This is a genomic window from Cytophagaceae bacterium, from assembly GCA_016722655.1.
In the GTDB taxonomy this organism is placed as follows: domain Bacteria; phylum Bacteroidota; class Bacteroidia; order Cytophagales; family Spirosomataceae; genus Leadbetterella.
On record JADKIR010000004.1, the window covers coordinates 744,832 to 764,928 of the forward strand.

19 protein-coding genes are annotated in these 20,097 nt (G+C 37.8%); 11 read left to right on the plus strand and 8 right to left on the minus strand.

The genetic code is table 11. The features are described 5' to 3' along the window. Positions 1-66: 66 nt before the first annotated feature. Positions 67-888: an aminotransferase class IV family protein gene (locus IPP61_03810; GenBank protein ID MBL0324300.1), complete on the minus strand. Its 822-nt coding sequence runs from the start codon at positions 886-888 to the stop codon at positions 67-69. A gap of 11 nt (positions 889-899) precedes the next feature. Further along, positions 900-2,564, minus strand: coding sequence for an energy-dependent translational throttle protein EttA (ettA, locus tag IPP61_03815; GenBank protein MBL0324301.1), 1,665 nt, complete (start codon positions 2,562-2,564; stop codon positions 900-902). A 142-nt stretch (positions 2,565-2,706) separates the two neighbouring features. Between ettA and IPP61_03820 the strand changes: the two genes are divergently transcribed. The 3 genes from IPP61_03820 to IPP61_03830 all read left to right on the plus strand — a co-directional run bounded on the left by IPP61_03820 (position 2,707) and on the right by IPP61_03830 (position 6,071). Further along, positions 2,707-3,978 (plus strand): DUF349 domain-containing protein, encoded by a 1,272-nt coding sequence (locus tag IPP61_03820; protein MBL0324302.1) that lies wholly within the window; start codon positions 2,707-2,709, stop codon positions 3,976-3,978. Between the two features lie 87 nt (positions 3,979-4,065). Beyond that, complete coding sequence (locus IPP61_03825; GenBank protein MBL0324303.1) at positions 4,066-4,785, plus strand: WbqC family protein; 720 nt, start codon at positions 4,066-4,068, stop codon at positions 4,783-4,785. Further along, positions 4,782-6,071: an ATP-grasp domain-containing protein gene (locus tag IPP61_03830; protein MBL0324304.1), complete on the plus strand. Its 1,290-nt coding sequence runs from the start codon at positions 4,782-4,784 to the stop codon at positions 6,069-6,071. Before IPP61_03825 ends, IPP61_03830 begins: the two co-directional genes overlap by 4 nt. Positions 6,072-6,119: 48 nt before the next feature. Here IPP61_03830 and IPP61_03835 read toward each other — a convergent pair whose 3' ends face one another. Beyond that, positions 6,120-6,683 carry a YceI family protein gene (locus IPP61_03835; GenBank protein ID MBL0324305.1) on the minus strand — a complete coding sequence of 188 codons (564 nt, stop codon included), beginning with the start codon at positions 6,681-6,683 and terminating at the stop codon, positions 6,120-6,122. Between the two features lie 229 nt (positions 6,684-6,912). Between IPP61_03835 and IPP61_03840 the strand changes: the two genes are divergently transcribed. From IPP61_03840 to IPP61_03865, 6 genes are read left to right on the plus strand one after another with little or no spacing between them, the layout of a single operon-like run. Continuing rightward, the gene (locus IPP61_03840) at positions 6,913-8,529 is read left to right on the plus strand and encodes a tail fiber domain-containing protein (protein MBL0324306.1); all 1,617 of its coding nucleotides are present in this window, start codon (positions 6,913-6,915) and stop codon (positions 8,527-8,529) included. An 11-nt stretch (positions 8,530-8,540) separates the two neighbouring features. Next, positions 8,541-8,867: a LytTR family transcriptional regulator gene (locus IPP61_03845; protein MBL0324307.1), complete on the plus strand. Its 327-nt coding sequence runs from the start codon at positions 8,541-8,543 to the stop codon at positions 8,865-8,867. Between the two features lie 13 nt (positions 8,868-8,880). Continuing rightward, a complete protein-coding gene (locus tag IPP61_03850) occupies positions 8,881-9,183 on the plus strand; it encodes a hypothetical protein (GenBank protein ID MBL0324308.1) in 303 nt (100 codons plus the stop codon). 12 nt (positions 9,184-9,195) lie between these two features. After that, complete coding sequence (locus tag IPP61_03855; GenBank protein MBL0324309.1) at positions 9,196-9,843, plus strand: hypothetical protein; 648 nt, start codon at positions 9,196-9,198, stop codon at positions 9,841-9,843. Beyond that, on the plus strand, positions 9,821-10,858 hold the full coding sequence (locus tag IPP61_03860) for a hypothetical protein (GenBank protein ID MBL0324310.1): 1,038 nt from the start codon (positions 9,821-9,823) through the stop codon (positions 10,856-10,858). Before IPP61_03855 ends, IPP61_03860 begins: the two co-directional genes overlap by 23 nt. Then, the gene (locus IPP61_03865; GenBank protein ID MBL0324311.1) at positions 10,855-11,439 is read left to right on the plus strand and encodes a hypothetical protein; all 585 of its coding nucleotides are present in this window, start codon (positions 10,855-10,857) and stop codon (positions 11,437-11,439) included. The genes IPP61_03860 and IPP61_03865 overlap by 4 nt, the downstream gene beginning before the upstream one ends. 4 nt (positions 11,440-11,443) lie before the next feature. Here IPP61_03865 and IPP61_03870 read toward each other — a convergent pair whose 3' ends face one another. Then, positions 11,444-13,282, minus strand: a complete 1,839-nt coding sequence (locus IPP61_03870) for a tetratricopeptide repeat-containing sensor histidine kinase (GenBank protein MBL0324312.1) — start codon at positions 13,280-13,282, stop codon at positions 11,444-11,446. After that, a complete protein-coding gene (locus IPP61_03875) occupies positions 13,279-13,920 on the minus strand; it encodes a response regulator transcription factor (GenBank protein MBL0324313.1) in 642 nt (213 codons plus the stop codon). Before IPP61_03875 ends, IPP61_03870 begins: the two co-directional genes overlap by 4 nt. A gap of 151 nt (positions 13,921-14,071) precedes the next feature. Here IPP61_03875 and IPP61_03880 point away from each other — a divergent pair, with 151 nt between their 5' ends. Next, positions 14,072-15,520, plus strand: a complete 1,449-nt coding sequence (locus IPP61_03880) for an amino acid permease (protein MBL0324314.1) — start codon at positions 14,072-14,074, stop codon at positions 15,518-15,520. 3 nt (positions 15,521-15,523) lie between these two features. Here IPP61_03880 and IPP61_03885 read toward each other — a convergent pair whose 3' ends face one another. Further along, positions 15,524-16,111, minus strand: a complete 588-nt coding sequence (locus tag IPP61_03885) for a phosphatase PAP2 family protein (protein ID MBL0324315.1) — start codon at positions 16,109-16,111, stop codon at positions 15,524-15,526. 120 nt (positions 16,112-16,231) lie between these two features. Between IPP61_03885 and IPP61_03890 the strand changes: the two genes are divergently transcribed. Further along, positions 16,232-17,767: a hypothetical protein gene (locus IPP61_03890; GenBank protein ID MBL0324316.1), complete on the plus strand. Its 1,536-nt coding sequence runs from the start codon at positions 16,232-16,234 to the stop codon at positions 17,765-17,767. 15 nt (positions 17,768-17,782) lie between these two features. On the opposite strand, the gene IPP61_03895 is transcribed toward IPP61_03890, so the two are convergent. Both IPP61_03895 and IPP61_03900 read right to left on the minus strand, forming a co-directional pair. Continuing rightward, on the minus strand, positions 17,783-18,904 hold the full coding sequence (locus IPP61_03895) for an aspartate aminotransferase family protein (GenBank protein ID MBL0324317.1): 1,122 nt from the start codon (positions 18,902-18,904) through the stop codon (positions 17,783-17,785). A gap of 92 nt (positions 18,905-18,996) precedes the next feature. Further along, positions 18,997-19,965, minus strand: coding sequence for an N-acetyl-gamma-glutamyl-phosphate reductase (locus IPP61_03900; protein ID MBL0324318.1), 969 nt, complete (start codon positions 19,963-19,965; stop codon positions 18,997-18,999). Positions 19,966-20,097: the final 132 nt, after the last annotated feature.

Consider the following 20,097-nt stretch of genomic DNA (forward strand, 5'->3'; position numbering starts at 1 on the left):
TATCTAATAATAGTATTAGAGGGTTAAAAAAAATAGAGATCTCAAAAAATAAATTCAAATCTACTTTTACCAATTCTCCACCATATTATTGATTTTATCAAGCAATGACTGTGTTTTAGGGCCAATTTTTCCCGAGCCGATGAAATGGTCATCTATTCGGGAAATAGGCAAAACTCTTTTTGTTGTACTGGTAGTGAAAACTTCCTCGGCATCAAGCGTTTCCTGAAATCCCACCGGCCTGATCTCAATTTCAAAATCATTTTTAGCCAATTCCAGCACTGTTCTGCGGGTGATGCCTTCCAGAATATTTTTGTCAGGGGTTATGAGCTTGTTCCCGTTGATCAGAAATACATTGCTGCGGCTTAGTTCGCTTATTTCTCCATTTTTATGATACAAAACATCTGCTGCTTTTTGAGCTTTAAATTCATCTTGCAATATCATAAAATGCTTGTAATCAATACTTTTTATAGCAGGCAAATCTCTTACAAATTCATAACTAATTACTTTGATACCATTGATATAATCGTCAGGAGCTGCAAAGTGGATACCTTCGGAAATAATCAAAAGATTTGATTTTGCTGCCGTTACAGAGTCATAAGAATATCCGCCTGTAAGCACAAATCTGATTGCCAAATCACCTTTTCCATGCATAGCAATAAGTTGTGTTACCACCTCATAAGCTTCCTGCTTGGTAATAGGATTTTGTATTTTCAGTAATTTTGCCGACCGCTCATATCTTTCCCAGTACCAGTCCCACTGAAACGGCCGCTTGTTGTAAGTTCTGAAATAGTCAAAAAGTCCATATCCCCGCAATAAGCCCAGGTCATTGATGTTTATTTGAGTTTTCGAGGCTTCAGTGATATTTCCGTTAAACCAACAGTGATGCATAGCTTAATTTGTTATTGAAGTTTTCTGTATTTTATTCTTTTGGGTGTAAGGTCATTGCCCATTCTTTTGCGGTGGTTTTCTTCATATTCTGAGAAGTTCCCTTCAAACCACACCACATTGGAATCTCCCTCAAAGGCAAGTATATGAGTAGCAACCCTGTCCAAAAACCACCTGTCGTGTGAAATCACTACTGCACAACCTGCAAAGTTTTCAAGGCCTTCCTCCAGTGCCCGCAAGGTATTTACGTCCAGGTCGTTGGTAGGCTCATCGAGCAACAGTAAGTTTCCTCCTTCTTTGAGCATCATGGCCAGGTGAACGCGGTTACGCTCGCCGCCCGAAAGAACTCCTATTTTCTTTTCCTGATCGGAGCCGGCAAAGTTAAACTTACTCACATAAGCCCGGGCGTTCATTTGCTTATTTCCAAGCTGTATCCACTCATTGCCTCCGGAAATTAATTCATACACCGACTTTCCGGCATCCAGGCTACTATGTTCCTGATCTACATAAGAGAGTTGAACTGTATCACCGACTTCAAATTCCCCACTCAAAGGTTTCAATGCACCGGTAATAAGTTTGAAAAGCGTGGTTTTACCTGCACCATTTGGCCCGATTATTCCCACAATACCGGCTGGTGGAAGGCTGAAGCTCAAATCTTCATAAAGCAGTCTGTCACCAAAACCCATTTTTATGTTTTTGGCTTCTATTACTTTATTTCCAAGCCTTGGTCCCGGTGGGATATAAAGCTCCAGTTTTTCTTCTCTTTCTTTGGTGTCCTGATTGAGTAGGTTATCATAGGCTGTCAAACGAGCTTTCGCTTTTGCAGTACGGCCTTTGGGCGACATACGCACCCATTCCAACTCCCTCTGCAGAGTTTTCTGACGTTTTGATTCCGTTTTCTCTTCTTTGGCAAGGCGATTTTGTTTTTGTTCTAACCATGAAGAATAATTTCCTTTCCATGGAATACCCTCACCCCTATCCAGTTCCAGAATCCATCCTGCTACATTATCAAGAAAATAACGATCATGGGTCACGGCAATTACAGTGCCTTTGTATTGATTGAGATGCTGCTCCAGCCACAAAACAGACTCTGCATCCAAATGATTGGTAGGTTCATCTAATAATAATACATCGGGTTCCTGAAGAAGCAATCGGCAAAGGGCAACCCGGCGTTTTTCACCACCAGAAAGCGTACTTACCAAAGCCTCAGATGGCGGGCAACGAAGTGCATCCATGGCTCTTTCCAGACGACTGTCAAGTTCCCAGGCATCATGGGCATCTAACTTTTCCTGTACTTCACCCTGGCGTTCCATCAACTTATCAAAATCGGCATCAGGATCAGCAAAGGCTTCGTTTATTTCATCAAATTCTTTCAGAAGATTAACTATTTCCTGTACACCTTCCTCCACTATTTCCTTTACAGTTTTGGAGCCATCAAGCTGAGGTTCCTGCTCGAGCATACCCACTGAGTAACCCGGAGAAAATACAACTTCACCCTGAATATTCTTGTCAATACCCGCAATAACTCTTAATAATGTGGACTTACCGGAGCCATTCAATCCCAATACTCCTATTTTTGCTCCATAGAAAAATGACAGATAAATATTTTTTAAAACTTGACGACTGGGAGGAATAATTTTGCTTACACCGGCCATCGAAAAGATGATTTGTTCGCTCATAAAATAAAAAAGTGATTAGAATTGTTATTTTTCGCACAAATATCGACAGCATTCTTTGTAATCTTCAAAAAAAAACCGATTTTTACAGCTCAAAAACCATTTAAATACTTATTTAACAAATTTAGTAGCCACTCCGTAAATTATGAAAGGCGTTACACTAGAAAACGAATACGCTTACATCGCTGATAGTAAGGTATTTCTAAAGGGCTATATGGGTATGCCCGACCGACAGATTGGAGAAGTAAAAAGAACTGAGGAAGAAGCCTTCCAGTACTTCGTCAATAGATACGACATTGCCGTATCTAAGGTAAATCAGCTCGAGTCCGAAATTTTAGAGGCTCAAAACAAAGGTTCATACCTTACAAAACTGATTCAGTTACGCAAGCGATTGCTGAACTTTGATGGTATCGGGAATTTTATTCCTCTACTTGAAAAACTGGACGTTTTGGAAGATGAACTGTCAAGTCTTATTCAAGATAATCAAGCTTCAAATCTTGAAATCAAAAAAGCCTTGATTGAAGAAGCTCGGCCTTATGCCGACAGCACCGATTGGAAAGACACTGCAGACGTACTTCAGGAGATCCGCACCAAGTGGATACGTACCGGACCGGTAGAGAAAGAACTCAACGACCAGATCGAAGAAGAGTTTAAAGTTATTCTTGACCAGTTTTATCAGACCAGAAAAACTCATTTTGAAGAGCAAAATCGTATTATTGATGAGAAAATCAATAAGTACAATGATTTGATCAGCAAAGCTGAGGAATTGTCTTCGAGAGAAGATTGGGATGAGGCATTTGTGGAATTGAAAAACTTGCAGACCGAGTGGAAAATCATTGGTGATATTCCGCCTAAAGTCCTAAAAGCTCTTTACAAAAACTTCAAAAAACACACCAGTTATTTCTACGAAAAATATTGTAGAGCTAAAGGGATTGTTCCGAAAAGAAGAGTTGATCCGAGAATTGAAGCTCAGATGAAAATGGTTCGTGAAGTTGAAAAACTTGCTGAAGCTGAAGACATGATGGCTGCTACCAACAGAGCTAAATACCTGTTGAACGAGTGGAAAACTATCAGAGTACCTTCGCATTTGGCTGACCGTAACCTTGCTGAAAGATTCCGTGGAGCTTGTGATAAGATTTTTGAATTGTCTTACCTGCACAAAGTAATCTCGAGGAAATATCCAACTTTCAACTTCCTGAGCGACAGACAAAAAGACCTTACCAAATATCGTGAAATGGACAATATCGTGAAAAGAGCGAGAACTGACCTTGACGATTTGGTACAATCTTATGAAAGTCAAAGTGCAGGTTATGAAATGGATCAGATGATGCAGTCAAACCTAAAAACTCAGAAGCGTAAGCTTTTGATGAAAGAGGTGATACTTGAAGAATTGAGACAAAAGGAAGCAAGCCTTTAAGTTTGAAATATTTCATTAAAAGGTGATGAATTTGAGCTCCTCAAGTTTGTCACCTTTTATATTTAAAACAAAACACAAGACCAAAAAATGAAGAAAGTTGCCATCATGCAACCCTACTTCTTGCCATATATCGGGTATTTTCAGTTAATAGCCGCTGTAGATGAGTTTGTAATCTACGACAACATACAGTTTAGCAAAAAAGGATGGATTCACCGCAACCGCATGCTGCAGAACGGGAAAGACGAATATTTTTCACTTCCCCTGAAAAAAGATTCTGATTATCTGGATGTTAACCAAAGGTTTCTGAGTGAAGGTTGGAGCGAGGAAAGAGAGAAAATACTAAGAAAAATAAGAGAAAACTACAGAAAAGCTCCTCATTTTGAGCAAATTTTTCCGGTAATAGAAGAAATTTTTAGAAATGAGCAAACCAACCTTTTCGATTTTATTTTTTCTTCTTTAAAGAAAATATGCGATCTTCTGGATATAAAAACGCCTTTAATAGTTTCTTCAGAAATTGATTGTGATCATGCCTTAAAAAGTCAGGAAAGGGTAATGGCTATCTGCTCAGCATTGGGAGCGACAGACTATCTCAATCCAATTGGTGGTTGGGAATTGTACAATACAGCTGATTTTGAACAAAAAAACATAAATCTTCATTTTCAGAAAATCAGAAATATAGAATACCAGCAGATGCCCGGAAAAGAATTTGTGCCCTGGCTTTCTATTTTGGATGTTTTGATGTTTAACGACTTGCACACTATCAAAAACTGGCTGGGCGAATTTGACCATTTAAGAAAAGAATCATGAATAAATTAACCAACGTCCTCGTATATCCATGCGGTGCCGAAAGCGGCCTAGAAATACACCTGGCTCTGAAAGACATCATAAATATAAGAGTTGTAGGTGCTTCGGGAAAACAGGACCATGGACGCATGGTGTACAAAAACTATTACAGAGATTTCCCTTATGTTGGCAGCCCTGAATTTATTGATACACTCAATCAACTCATTGAAAAAGAAGCCATTGACATAATACTTCCTACACACGATTCCGTTCTTTTGTTCCTGGCCAGAAATGCAGCAAAAATCAATACCCGAATAGCATTTCCAAGCCTTGAGGCCACGGAGATTTGCAGAAGTAAAAAGAAAATTTATGACCTTTTCCAGGAATATGATTTCTGTCCGGAAGTCTATGATGATATCGAAAAAATAGAAAACTTCCCCGTATATGCCAAGCTTGATGAGGGGCAAGGCAGCAAGGGAGCTTTTATTGTAAAAGTCAAAAAACAGCTAACCGACCTGGAAGATATAGAAAACTTTGTGGTCATGGAGCTGCTTCCAGGTGAAGAACTGACCATTGATTGCTTCACCGACCGCCATGGCAGAGTGCAGTTTGTAGGTCCCAGAAACCGCAAAAGAGTATCTGATGGAATAAGTGTAAACAGTAACTCAGTACCGGCAACAGATGAAATCAGAACTATCGCTAAAATTGTTTCAGATGAAATCGGTATTCGTGGATCCTGGTATTTTCAGTTGAAGAAAGATGTCAAAGGGAAATTTAAACTGCTTGAAGCCTCGGTAAAAGTGGCCGGAAACTCCAATACATTCAGAGGCATTGGGGTTAATCTGCCCTTACTGATGGTATATGACTACCTCGACTATGATGTGGAGGTATTTCACAACGATTATGGCATAGAAGTGGACCGCTGTTTACAGAGTCGATACAATATTGAGTTGGAATACGATACCATCTACATCGATTTTGATGATACTATTACCAAAAATAAGGAGGTAAATCCTAATGTGATGATGTTTTTGTATCATCAAAAACAAAAAAAACGCACGATAAAACTCATCACCAAGCATATTCATGATTTGGACCAAACACTTGAAAACCTTGCAATACACAAAGGGATTTTTGATGAAATCATCCACCTGAAAATGGAAGATGAGAAATACCGCTATATAAAGGAAAAAGAGAAGGTGATTTTTATCGACAATGCTTACGGTGAAAGAGCCAAAGTCAAAAAAGAATTGAATATTCCGGTTTTTGATGTGGACACCATACCGACATTGATTGACTGGAGAGAATAAAAAAAAGGGAAGCGTCGGCTTCCCTTTTTGGCTATAAAGGCAATATTATCAGTCTTTTGTGAACTCACCACCTACTTTGAAAGTAACGTCGTCGCTCAAAGTAGCACCTGAAGTTCCTACTCCGAAAGCCACACGGTTAACTGTTCCTGTAGCGTTGATACCCATCATCAATTTTTTGCTTCTTGGGTTTTCAACTGGTCCTTTGATAGTAGCCGCCAAAGTGATTGGCTTTGTTACGCCATGCATCGTAAGGTTTCCTACTATAGTGTAGCTTTGACCTTTACCTTTCTTCACTGAAGTGCTCTTGAAAGTGATAGTACCTGTTTTGGCAGCATCAAAGAAATCAGGGCTTTTCAAATGACCGTCTCTCATATCGTTTCCGGTGTTGATAGAGTTAACATCAGCCGAAAATTCGAAAACTGCATCGGTGAAATCAGCTTTTGAAGAAGTCAATTTAGCATCAAAAGCTTTGAAACTTCCGTCAACTTCAGAGATCATCATGTGCGTGATAGAGAAGTTTACACCAGCGTGAGCTTTGTCAAGAGTCCAGGTTTGGGCGAAAGAAGCTACTGAAACCAAAGCAGCAACAAGAGATAAAAATGTTTTTTTCATGCGATAAAAATTTAAATAAGTTTTAACAATTAATGTATATACATATATCAAATACTTAAAGTTCATTTAGGTAAAAAAAAGTTTAATTCTTTCCTTATTAAGCTTATTAAATTTCAAATCCCGTCGAATCCTCGACAAAAAATTACACGATTTCAAAAAAATACCTAATTACATGATTTTCTGATGTTATTGGTTTTCAGAATTTTGAGCCATCAAATCAATTCTGACCATGAAACATTATTATTTATTATTATCGTTTATCATTTTATCATTTGGCCTGAAAGCTCAGCAGACCATTCAGGACCAAACCAAAAGTTTCACCATAACACCTTCAGGTATTACCTCAGGGAGAATTCTAAACAATGACACCACCAACCTTGCCCTTGGAAAAGACGCCTTAAAAAACAACGTAGATTCCAAAAACAACACTGCGGTAGGGAAAAATGCATTAAAAAATCACAACGGTAATGGCACCCCCTCAGAAGAAGCAGACTACAGCCGAAGTGCCAACTCGGCCTTTGGGGCGAGTGCCATGGAGTTTGACTCAGCAGGGACTGAAAATAGTGCATTTGGCTTTAGAGCCATGAGAAATAACAAAACGGGCTTTTCTAATGCGTCCTTTGGATCTCATGCTTTAAGTTCCAATGTGTCTGGAAAGTGGAATTCTGCCTTCGGAGCCAGTTCTATGACTTCCAATCAAACAGGTGACAATAATCAGGCATTTGGAAATAGTGCTTTGAGGGCATTGATTTCTGGTACAAGAAACAATGCATTTGGTTTTTCGGCCTTGAGTGACGGCACTGTATTTTCAGACAACAATGCATTTGGAAGTAATGCTTTGGAAAAAAATGAGACAGGTCAATACAATGTTGCAATGGGAAATGCCGCTTTGCTTTTAAATATCTCAGGTTCTAGAAATATCGCTATCGGCCATGCTGCACTTTGGAGTAACAATAATAATGGTAACGTGGCAATTGGTGATTCTGCAATGTACACCAACACAGGAGGAGCTGAAAACGTTGCCATTGGAAATTTTTCTATGCATGAAAACACATCAGGAAGATATAATGTGGCCGTTGGAGCTTTGACTTTGGATAGAAATTCTATCGGGAGTGAAAATGTTGCAATGGGCTATGGAAGTCTTGGCTTTAACTTAACAGGTAATAATAATGTTGCTATTGGAAGCTATTCCCTTTCAAATAATATTGATGGAAATAATAATATAGTCATCGGAAATAGTGCAATGAGTATCAATACTTCTGCCCAAAATAATATCATAATCGGAAATAATGCAGGCTCTTATTTGACCGGAAATAATCAATTAATAATTGAAAACTCAGATAGCCTAAATTCACTCATTCAGGGAGATTTTATTGGAAATAAAGTAGGTATAAACAGAGCGAAAGCTGATCTGGATACTAATCCGGCTACTTTTCAGGTAAATGGAAATGCTTCAAAAAACACTGCAGGCAATTGGCTTTCCCACTCTGACCAAAGACTCAAAAAAGAAATAGTTTCGCTGGAAAGTGAGTCAACGCTTGATAAGGTATTGAATATGAGAGGGGTAACTTACTACTGGAACGATTCCAAAACAGGCACTGACCGCCCCAAAGAATTACAGTATGGTTTTGTAGCACAGGAACTGCAAAAAGTGTTTCCTGAAAAAGTAAAAACTGATGGAAAGGGATATCTGATGGCAGCTTATGGCGACTTTGATCCTATGCTGGTGGAAGCCATTAAAGCATTGAATGCTAAAATTGAAAGGCTCCAGTCTGAACGGGATGGACTTCAAAGCAGATTGGAGAAAATTGAGGCTGTTTTGTCAATTGTAAAACCAGAAAATTAAAAATCAAATACATGAAAGCTTACAGATTTAAATATGCCGGAAGGCCAAGGAATGTATTTCCATTCGAAATTCTGAAAATTGAAGCGGCCGAAAATTATTCGATTATACATTTGAAAGAAGGCAAGTCTATGATAATTGCCAAAACGCTGAAAAGGTTTGAGGAAGAGCTGGAAAACGCTTTTTTCAGGATTAATCGTAAGCTTCTGATCAATATCGATTCGATAGATTCACAAGAGGGCAATCAATTGAAACTAAACAACGGGCAGAGTCACAAAATATCCAGAAGAAGGGTAATTGGATTTGAAAATTTTATAAAAAAAAGCAGTTTAACCATTTAAATATCAGTAATCAATGAGAAAACAAATTTTAGTACTCGGGTTAATGTTGACCATGTGCCAAATAAGTTTTGGACAAATCAACAAACGTCAGCAAAAACAAGATAAGCGGGTAGATCAGGGCGTAAAATCGGGTGAAATAACCAAAAAAGAAAAGGCCCAAATCGAAATGAAACAGGCAAAAATCCAACACATGGAAAACCAGGCTCGTGCCGATGGTAAAGTTACAAAAAAAGAAAAGGCGGCAATCACGAAAGAACAAAACGAAGCCAACAGGCAGATTAACCGCAAAAAGACAAATAAAAAAGATAGAAACTAAAACAAACTAGCCATGAAAACATTTCTGAAAATATTCATAATGGTAATATCTGTACAACTTGCCTCTGGCCAGGCCATTACTGATTTGTTTTACAAAATTCCGGAGCAATATTTTGGCGATTTCAAAGAATTGGTTCCTGAGGAATTTAATCAGAAAATGAGGGAAAAGTTAATATCAAGTAAAGAAACGGAAAACTTTGAACTTGAGTCGATTGACCCTAAAAACGGATACATGTCTTTCTTTACAAAAACCGATGGAGAAAGCATGACCGCACAATTAACGTATTGGAAATTTGGGAAGTCGATTCTGCTTGGTTTGGTGATTGACCGAAACGCCAACTGTACCGATTACTCCGAACGAGTGACTTTTTTTGAATATACCAATGGAAAACTGGTGGATGTAAGTAAAACATTTTCACCAAAGCTCACACTGAAAAGTTTCGAGAACGACACGCCCGAAAACGTGAAAAACTTTTCCCAAATGTTTTCAACCATCTGGAAACTTCCCAAAGTTGGGAAAAAAATAAAAATCACCGCCTTTCATTATGACTGTGGTGGTGAATTCTGGTACCCAGCCAATGGCGTTTATTTTGAAATGGAACCTACATCAATCAAAACTTATAAAATCGATAAAAAACATGGAGAAAACCCTAATGAGTAAGGCAATATTGTTGGTTGCAGTATGCTTTGCATGTCAAAATTCACCTAAAACCGAGGCTCCGACTGACTTGGCCGTAGGAGAAGGAATATCCCAAACTTCTGAAAAATTTATCAGCGAAATCGAATCTGCCATAACAGATGGCGACTCTATGGTGAATATTCTGGATGAAAATCAGGAATCACTGGAAGGGGGAGAAGAAGTGGCATTTTTTACACCAAATCTTGATCTTACAAAAATCAGAAAGGTCAATTTTGGTGAAACCTACCAAAACATAGAAAGTTTCTATTTCAAAAATGGGAAACTATTGGCTTTAACTTCTGAAAATCTGAAATACAATAAGAGCACATATGACGAGAGCCCGGAGCCATTGGTTATGAAATCGGAGGGAAAATTCCTGATTAGCTTTAATGAAAATGGCGAAAAATCTGATTATAAAAAAATTAATGACAAAAGAAGGTTTGAAGAAAAATATACTGAAAGTCAGGAAATTGCATTTTGGAAAAATAGAGCAAATGAGTTATTTGGAAAATATGATGCTCATAAAGATGAGTTCTTCTTTTCTCATTATGAAGCCGCTCAGTATGATGAAATGGGCGTAACCCCAAGCCTGGTTTTTAAACTTAAAAATCAAATGTATTCGTTTATCGATCAATCGGTTGAGCCATCAGAAAAAGGAAGATTGATGAATTTTGACGGACCAATGTTCGGTGTTTCGAAACTCATTTATGACCCCAAAACTGAAAAATGGAAGCATTCACAAAAGGCTACGATTCTTAACTTACCGGAAGGAAAAATGGAAGTAAACGAAGGTATAAAAAATGTAATGATTGATGGCCGGTCGTTTCTATTTATTTCTTTTACCACTTCAGAAAAAGGCACCAATTCAAGTTATTATACCTTGGTGGACGCCATTGATTTATCGACTATTTCCCTCATAAAAACCAAAGGAAAAGATAACTCGTCCACGATTTCTTCTGAACCTATCCGGACATTTTTACTTGAAAATTCGAAATGAAATATTTCTGGTTATTATTGATTTCAACCGGCCTTTACTCTCAATCTGGCGTGTATGATGGATTAAATGTAGGCTTTGATGAAGATTCAAATACGCTTACTGCTGTCTTTGACTTGTCGGATTATCACGCCAACGGCACAGTGGACCGTTGCCAATTGTATGTGGTAGCATCAAAAAATACAAGTGAAAAGCACTTTACGGCTTCGATTTACAATTTTAATTATCAATTGCTTGGCTATGGAAGTCTCACCTATTTCCCGGATATGTACAAATACAATTTTAAGTTGGAAAAGGAAATTCAACAATGTAACCGTATCATGACAGGATTTGAGGGAACAGGCATAGATTTTTATCAGAAATACGCCATGGATTGGAAAAGGGTGAATCTTGTGAAATCACCCAGAGCTTATTTTTATTCAAAACCCGGAACAGAATTTAAAACCAAATCATATATCACCCATGGCGAATGGATGGGGGTATTAGACTACAAAAGTTCCTGGCTGAAAGTGGATTACATCACACCTAACACCAAAAAATTTACCAGAACCTGGGTTAGAAAACAGGATATGGTGGCAGAATAAATTTTTATTTTTTGAAAATAACCTCAAATTCCGAGCCCTTACCCAATTCACTGGTACAAGTGATTTTTCCTCCAAGTTCATCCAGAAGTCGTTTTACAATATGCAGCCCAAGGCCTGTCGAAGTTTCATTTTCGGTAGGTTTTGAGCTGGTTTGGCCATATTTTGAGAAAAGATTTCGCTGATCTTCCTGGGTCATACCTACACCGAAATCCTTTATTTTTACTTTTATTTCTTCAACCCCTTTCTCCAGATTAATCAATACTTTTCCATTCCGATGTGAATATTTGAGGGAATTTGAAATCAGATTCTCCAGTATTCGGGTCAAATATTGTTTGTCTGTCAGATAATCAACTGTTTCTTTTTCTGAATTAAATTCTATCTGAATACCTTTGCCATTTGCCGCCGGTCCAAAATCCTCTATTACTTCTTTGATGGTGGAAACGATATTTAATTTTTCAAGGTTTAGACTCCTGCCCTGGGTTTCATCTTTCTCTATATTCAAGATCTGTTGCACCATTTTTTGACCATACTCCGCCATTTTTTGGATATTGCTAACGGCTTCTTTGGCTTCTGAATCCAACTTTTCATTTTTACCCAAAATATTGCTCCATAGATTTATCCCTGAAAAAGGGCTTCCCAAATCATGCGAAACAATGCTGATGAGGTTATTTTTCTCCTGATTGAGTTCGGCCAGTTTTTTATTTTGAGACTGAATAAAATAGTTCTTTTCAGTCAGAATCTTATTCTTTTTTCGATTTTGCCACAATGCCCAGCCTATAGCAGCTGCTGCTAATGCCACCGCAATACTCAATGCCGCCCACAAAATATTTCTTTGTTTTTGGGTTTCCAATTCCTGCGTTAAAAGCTTGTTTTCAGCAGTTTTCTTTTCAGTTTCGTATTTGGTTTCCAGCTCTTCTATCGCACTATTGGTTTCGGTATTGATGAGTTCTTTGTCTAATTCGTGATATTTAGCATAGTTTTTATAGGCTTGCTCAAAATCTCCAGTTTGTTCAAATAATATAGAATAGTACTGATACGTTTCTGCGATTTTTGATTGAGAATTTAACTTTTTAGCTAATTCCATACCTATATCCAAATGTTCTTTGGACTTCTTAATGTTACCTGTCAATCTATAAACAGTTGATAAATTCAAATTATCATGCCACAAATCATCTAATTCTTGTTTTCTGGTATGGTAATCCAAATTATAATCCAATAATTCTTTTGCTTCAGAATACTTCTTTTGTTGAACCAAAAGCGAGCTCATATTAATGCCCAAAGTTGCGATACCTGCAGAATCTCCGATTTGCCTTTTAATTTTCAAAGATTCAGAATAATAAAATAAGGCAGAGTCGATCTGATTTAGATTTTTGTAGCAAATGCCTAAATTGGAATAAATAGACGAGAACCTTTTGGGTTTTGGTGTTGGTATCTGACTTTTAGTAATTTCTAGTGATTTCAGGAAATGTTCTTTCGCCTTTTTGTATTGTTTCAAAGAGATACTCAAAGCCCCTAGGTCACTAATCATCATTAATTTTGCAGCTTTGTCCTTCTTTGATTCACTTATTTTAAGACCTGAATGATATTCTTTTGAAGCCTCCTGATACTTCCCTTCCAATTCAAAGGCAATCCCCCGAAGTCTGTACCCATAACACTCTCCTTCGGTATAATTGATTGATTTAGAGTCTTTTTCTATCTGATTTGCATATATTCTTAAAGAGTCAATCTTTGTTTCATCAAATTCTATTACTTTCAAATACAAATCTTTAATTGCCTCCTGAGTTTTTTGAGCAAAAGAAATATTTGAAAGGATAATAAACAGGAAAACAAATCTTTGTTTCATTTTAACAATTGATGTTTTAAGGCATATTTAACCAAACCCACCGTATTACTTACACCTAGTTTTATCAAAATATTCTTTCGGTGTGTATCCACGGTACTCACGCTTAGGAAAAGCTTTGCGGCTATCTCGCTGCTGCTCATTTCCTCGCAAACCAATTTCAAAATTTCTACTTCTCTCGGCGATAGAATATCTTCCACTTTGTTGTCAGGAAAAGTGAGCGTATTTTTCAGATCGTCATCATTGTTGATGGAGTCGATTTCCTTAGAGAAATAGGTTTGACCATTCGCAACTGTTTTTATTCCCTTCAAAAGCTCTTCTGTAGGTGCATTTTTCATAACATAGCCCTGTATTCCAAACTTTTGAAGTTTTTGAATCATCCTAGTTCCTCTCAGAAGAGTAAGATAAATAATCTTTTGATTGGGAAAATCAGCCCTTATTCTTTGAAGCAGATCTTCTGCGGAAATTTCGGGCAACTGTACATCCAAAACCAATACTTCTACAGGCTTTGATCTCAAAGCTTGCAATAGATCTTCAGACCTGGTAAAACTACCTTCGATTTCAAAAGAATCTTCCAGAAGTTTTACGAGACCATTCAGAAAAATCTCATGATCGTCAAGAATGAAAATTTTAGTTTTCAAAAAGGTTTGGGGTTTCAGTCACAATTTATTAAGATTTTGACAAAATTCAGAAAATGCATAAATTTTTTTCACAAACTAAAAATCAGAAAGTTTCAAAAAATCCTTTAATTGCAATGTTTTTATCAACAAACCAAACCCTAAACCAAAATATATGTCTGGATTTAAGAGAGAAATCAAACTTTATGATGCGGTAATGCTGGTGTCCGGCTCCATGATTGGCTCCGGTATTTTTGTAGTTAGTGCCGATGTGGCCCGACAAACCGGTGCTTCCGGCTGGCTGCTTGCCTCATGGCTTTTGGCGGGAATCCTAACGCTCATAGGTGCATTATCTTACGGAGAACTCACCTCCATGTATCCACATGCGGGTGGTCAATATGTATTTTTGCAAAAGGCTTACGGAAAACTCCTGGCATTTCTTTATGGTTGGTCATTTTTTGCGGTAATACAAACCGGGACTATCGCAGCGGTAGCGGTAGCTTTTTCAAAATACACCGGTGTACTATTTCCGGGTTTAATCAATGATACCAACGAATGGTTTGCATTGGGCGATACGTCATTTAAATTAACTTCCCAACGTTTTCTTGCAATTTTAAGTATCTTATTATTAACATGGCTCAATACCAAGGGAGTAAAAGAGGGCAAACTGATCCAAAATGTATTTTCCACCACCAAAATCGGGGCAATACTTTTATTGATAGTATTGGGATTTGCTCTTGGAAGTAACACCGAAGTTATCAAAGCCAATTTCACTGATATGTTTGAGGCATCCAAAAGCACGGTTGATAATGGAATTTTAAACACCACCTCACTCACATTCTTTGGAATAATTCTGGCTTTGGGAGTGACTCAGGTAGGTACTTTGTTTTCATCAGATGCCTGGAATGGCCTCACATTTGCCGGTGACGAGGTGGTAAACCCCACCAAAACAATCCCCAGAGGCATGGCTATTGGCACTTTACTCGTGGTGGGATTATACTTTATCATGAACCTCTCTTACCTTTTTATTCTACCACTGAAAGGTGATCCCAATGGGGTAGATGTGATGTCTCGCGGGATTCAATTTGCTTCTGAAGACAGAGTCGCTGCCGCCACAGCTATAGTCATTGGTGGAGCAAAATTTGCCATATTTACAGCTTTGCTGATTATGATTTCCACATTTGGATGTAATAATGGCCTAATTCTTTCTGGTGCCAGGGTGTATTATACAATGGCGAAAGATGGCTTGTTTTTTAAGAATTTCGGAAAACTCAATAAAAACGGAGTACCCCAAAATGCACTTTGGTGGCAGGGAATATGGGCCAGCGTGCTCTGTTTGACCGGAAAATATGGCGATTTACTTGACTATTTTATGGGTGTAGTAATCCTCTTTTATGCATTTACCATTCTTGGTATTTTTATTTTGAGAAAAAAAGAACCCAATCTGGAAAGACCGGTAAAGGCTCCACTTTTCCCATTTTTGCCTGCTTTTTATATATTTTTAGCTTTCGGCTTAGTGATTATTCTATTCAAAGAAAAACCCCAGTTTACTATTCCGGGATTGATTATTGTGGCTTTGGGAATTCCGGTTTTTTATTGGTTTAAAAAGAAGTCAACAGAATAAGTTTTATTTTTGGGCTAACCAATAATTGATTTTATGGGTCAAAAAAGCTGTTCCTGAGCCTATTATTGCACCTGCAAGCACATCACCAGGATAATGCACACCCAGGTGCATACGGGAATAGCCGATTGCAGAGGCGTAAGTGTATGCTGGAACCGCCACATACCATTTGGGATATGCAATAGTCAGAGAGGTAGCCATAGAAAATGCGTCAGTGGTATGACCCGAAGGAAATGACTCACTTCCGGCTTTGGTGAGTTTCTGTATTTCAGGGTAAGTCACAAACGGACGGGGTTCTTTAACAGTTTTTTTAATTATTCCAGAAATTGCCGCTGATAATAGCAATGATGAGCCTACATAAATTGCTTTTCTTTTCCCCAACGAATCATGTCTGATGGAAGCGACCGTAAACAAAATAGCAGGAGTGCCGATGTCGGTATAGGTAATTGAATTGGTGAGTTTCCTTAATCCGTCATCAAATGAAGGATTTCTTTCCAGATTAATCTTACGAAGTAATTCTATATTCCAGTTTTGAGAAAATGAAAGGTGATATAAAAAAATAAAGTATAAAAAAAACAGTGTCCGGAATTTCATCAAAAGTCATTTTGAAAACTCAATATAAAACGAAAAAACATTCAAATGTGTATTTGAATTTGATTGGATAAAATTTTTACAGAATATCATCTATTTTTGCATTACCATAAACCAAATCTCTTGAAAATAACCCATAAAGCTGTACTTCTATTTTTGCTAATCATAGCAATCTGTTCTTGTGAAGATGAGGTAGTTATCAATAAAGGTACTCCCACCAAATTTCCTGAAATTTCATTTTCTGAAAAAACGATTAATTTAGGCGATATTAAGTCCAACACCTCCGGACTTTTTACTTTTAAAAAGCAAGGCTATGGTAAAGTAAAATATACTATAAGTAGTGATAAATCCTGGCTTACTATCAACAAAACTGACGGAAAACTGTATTTCTACGCTACTGACACCATAAAATATGCCGTAAAAATGCCTTTTACCGATCTTATTGAAGGTGAAAATATTGCAACTTTGACCTTTACACCAACCGTTCAATTTGCTCAGGAAGAGCCTATTAAGATACAGGTAAAAGGGAATTTCATAGTTCCTCGACTCGAAATTGATAAAACCGAGATTGATTTGGGAACAATAAGGTCAGCCGTTAAAACAAAAGTAGTAATTACAAAAAAAGGTTATGAATTGACACGGTATGATGCAGAAAGCGACAAACCATGGATAAAGTTAGATCATAATTCGAAAACTGTTGAATCTACCGATACGCTTACACTATCAATAGACCCTACAAACCTTCCTGGGGGTGCATTTTCTGGAAAATTGAAGATTTATCCCACGGCCATGGGAATAAAAGGTAGTCTGTTAGAAATAAATTTGAAAGGAAACTACGATGATACCATTTTTGGCGATGTTACTGGTCATACACTTACAAAAAACGAAGTGTGGAGAGATCAAATCAACCTAAAAGGCTCAGTGACTATTCCGAAAGGTTTAACACTGACTATCAAACCCGGAACGAAAATCCTGGTTGATAAAAATACAACTCCTGTAAGTCTTAACGTTAATGGTAAATTGATAATGAATGGTGACAAGGAAAACATTATCGAGATAAAATCAGTGACTAACACCTCCAATCTAGACTGGACAGGTATTATTGTCACCGGTGACCTGGAGGTTTCTTATGCAATGATAAAAAATGCGGGAAATGCACTCAGTTTTGAATATTTGACCACCAACCTGAGTACCGTAGCACCAAAAATTCACCATGTCCTGTTTGATTTTAACCGAATCGCCATTTTTGGTTTTAAGTCAAATTCTGCCCTTTCGCTGAATAATTTAACCTTCCGGAAAGGTGACCTCTTCAGTATTCATTTCAACGAAACGAGTAATACCACGTTGGAGTCTTGTGAGTTTTTGACTGAAAACTGTTATATCGACATAAATATTTCAGCAAATAATGGAAAACTCAACCTTTCTAACTGCAATTTCATAAAGAAAAACTTTGATTTTCAGAGTCAACTGGAAGTAATTGATGGGTTTAGATCTAATAATGTCAGCGTAAACAATACCTATGCACTTTTTACCAAAAATGGTTTTGGGAAAAATGGAAATTCGATATCGATTGCAAATGAACGATCAACGGCCTTGCAAGGAATTGGATGCGGATTTTCCAATAAATACTCTTCTGCCAGAAAAAAAACCGAAAATTAAATCTCCGGCTTGATTTTATTTCACATATTTCGAAAATGCCTCAAGAAACTTGTCAGCGTCGGTTTTTGTCAAAGCCAGACTCGGTAATAGCCTGATGGTATTGGCACCGGCAACACCGGTAAAAATATGGTCTTCAAACAACAATTTATTTCTTATTTCAGAAACTGACTTATCCAATTCGATTCCTATCATTAAGCCCTTGCCTCTCAGGTCTTTCAACTCTTTGAAAGTTGATAATTGCTCTAAAAGATAAGTGCCCACGGTAGCGGCATTTTCAACCAATTTTTCTTTCTTAATTATATCCAAAACCGAAATTGCTGCCACACAAGCCAGGTGGTTGCCACCAAAAGTAGTACCTAACAGTCCGTGCTTTGCATGAAATTTTGGAGAAATCAGTATCCCACCCACAGGAAAACCATTCCCCATGCCTTTGGCCACCGAAATAATATCTGGTTTTACTTTGTAATATTGATACGAAAAAAATTTGCCTGAGCGACCATATCCACACTGCACCGAATCATGAATAAACACTGCTCCGGTTTTGTCGCACGCGGCTCTGATGGTTTTTAAAAACTCCTCAGTCGCAACCTGAATGCCACCTACACCTTGTATTCCTTCCACTATTACAGCACAGGTTTCATTGTCTATGGCTTTTTTAGTAGCCTCCACATCATTAAACGGCACAAACTGCACATGCCCGGCAAAGTTAATCGGGGCCTTGATAGAAGGGTTGTCTGTCACGGCTACCGCAGCAGAAGTACGGCCATGGAAACTTTTGGTAAATGCCACTATTTTGGTGCGACCAGTATGAAAAGATGCCAACTTTAAAGCGTTTTCGTTGGCTTCGGCACCCGAATTAGCCAAAAACAAAGTAAAATCTTTTAATCCTGAAATTTTTCCAAGTTTTTCAGCCAGTTCATCTTGCAGAGAAATCTTTACTGAATTGGAATAAAACCCAAGATTTTTGATCTGTTTTGTAAGTCTCTTAACATAATAAGGATGAGAATGACCTACAGAGATTACTGCATGACCACCGTATAAATCTAAATATTCCTGGCCTTTTTCGTCCCAAATTTTACTTCCTGAAGCCTTTACAGGCTCAATATCGTTAATTGGATATACATCAAATAATTTCATCTTTGTATTTTCTACTGAAGGTTTTTAACCTACAGCTTTTTTTTATTAATCAAAATTTTAATTCTCGTTACACTTGACTCCGTATTTAATTCTTAAAATCCGGCTAATTTTAGATTTAAGCCTGCTTTTTCATCAATTTCGAAGGCAAGATTCATGTTTTGAACTGCTCGCCCCGAGGCCCCTTTAACCAGGTTGTCAATGATAGAAGTTACCAATAGTCTTTTGCCATGTTTTTGGATTTGCAAAATACATTTATTGGAATTCACCACCATTTTCAGATCAATCTCCTGGCGAGCAATTACTGTAAAAGGGTGTCCTTGGTAATATTTCTGAAATAATTCAATAGCAGCATTTTCTTCCAAATCACAGTCAAAATAGACATTGGACATTATTCCCCTGGTGAAATTTCCCCGATATGGAATAAAGTTAATATCCTCTGAAAAATCGTTTTGCAGTTGTTTCAGGCTTTGACCAATTTCAGCCAAATGCTGATGTGTAAATGCCTTGTAAATAGACACATTGTTATTTCTCCAACTAAAATGAGTACTTGCACTCAAAGACTGGCCCGCCCCGGTGGAGCCCGTAATCGCACTCACATGAACTTCACTTTTCAATAGCCCGGCAGCAGCCACCGGCAACATTGCCAATTGAATAGAAGTAGCAAAACAGCCCGGATTGGCAATTTTTGTTGCTGACTTGATACGATTGCGGTTAAGTTCAGGCAAACCATACACAAATCCCTCCGACTCATCACGGTAGTCGGTACTGAGGTCAATAATTCTTACTGACGACGGAATAGCATTTTCAGCCAGAAATTTTCGGCTTTGTCCATGTCCTGAGCAAAGGAAAATCACATCTACCGCACTGAAATCCAGAGAATCAGAAAACAAAAGTTCGGTTTCTCCCAAAAGATCAGTGTGTGTTTTATAAACTGGTTTTCCGGCCTGGCTTTGAGAATTGACAAATACCACCTCTGCCTGAGGATGATTTATTAAAATTCGTAGAAGCTCCCCACCGGTGTAGCCTGCTCCACCGATGATTCCTACTTTTATTTTTTCCATGAAATTGATAAGAAATTGAATATGAAAGAATTAAAAAAATATTACTTAAAAACTATCGTCGGATAGCATTGCGGATTGGGCTGTTTTGCTCTAATATTTTTTTAAAAAACATCTTTCAGATAAAGAATTTTT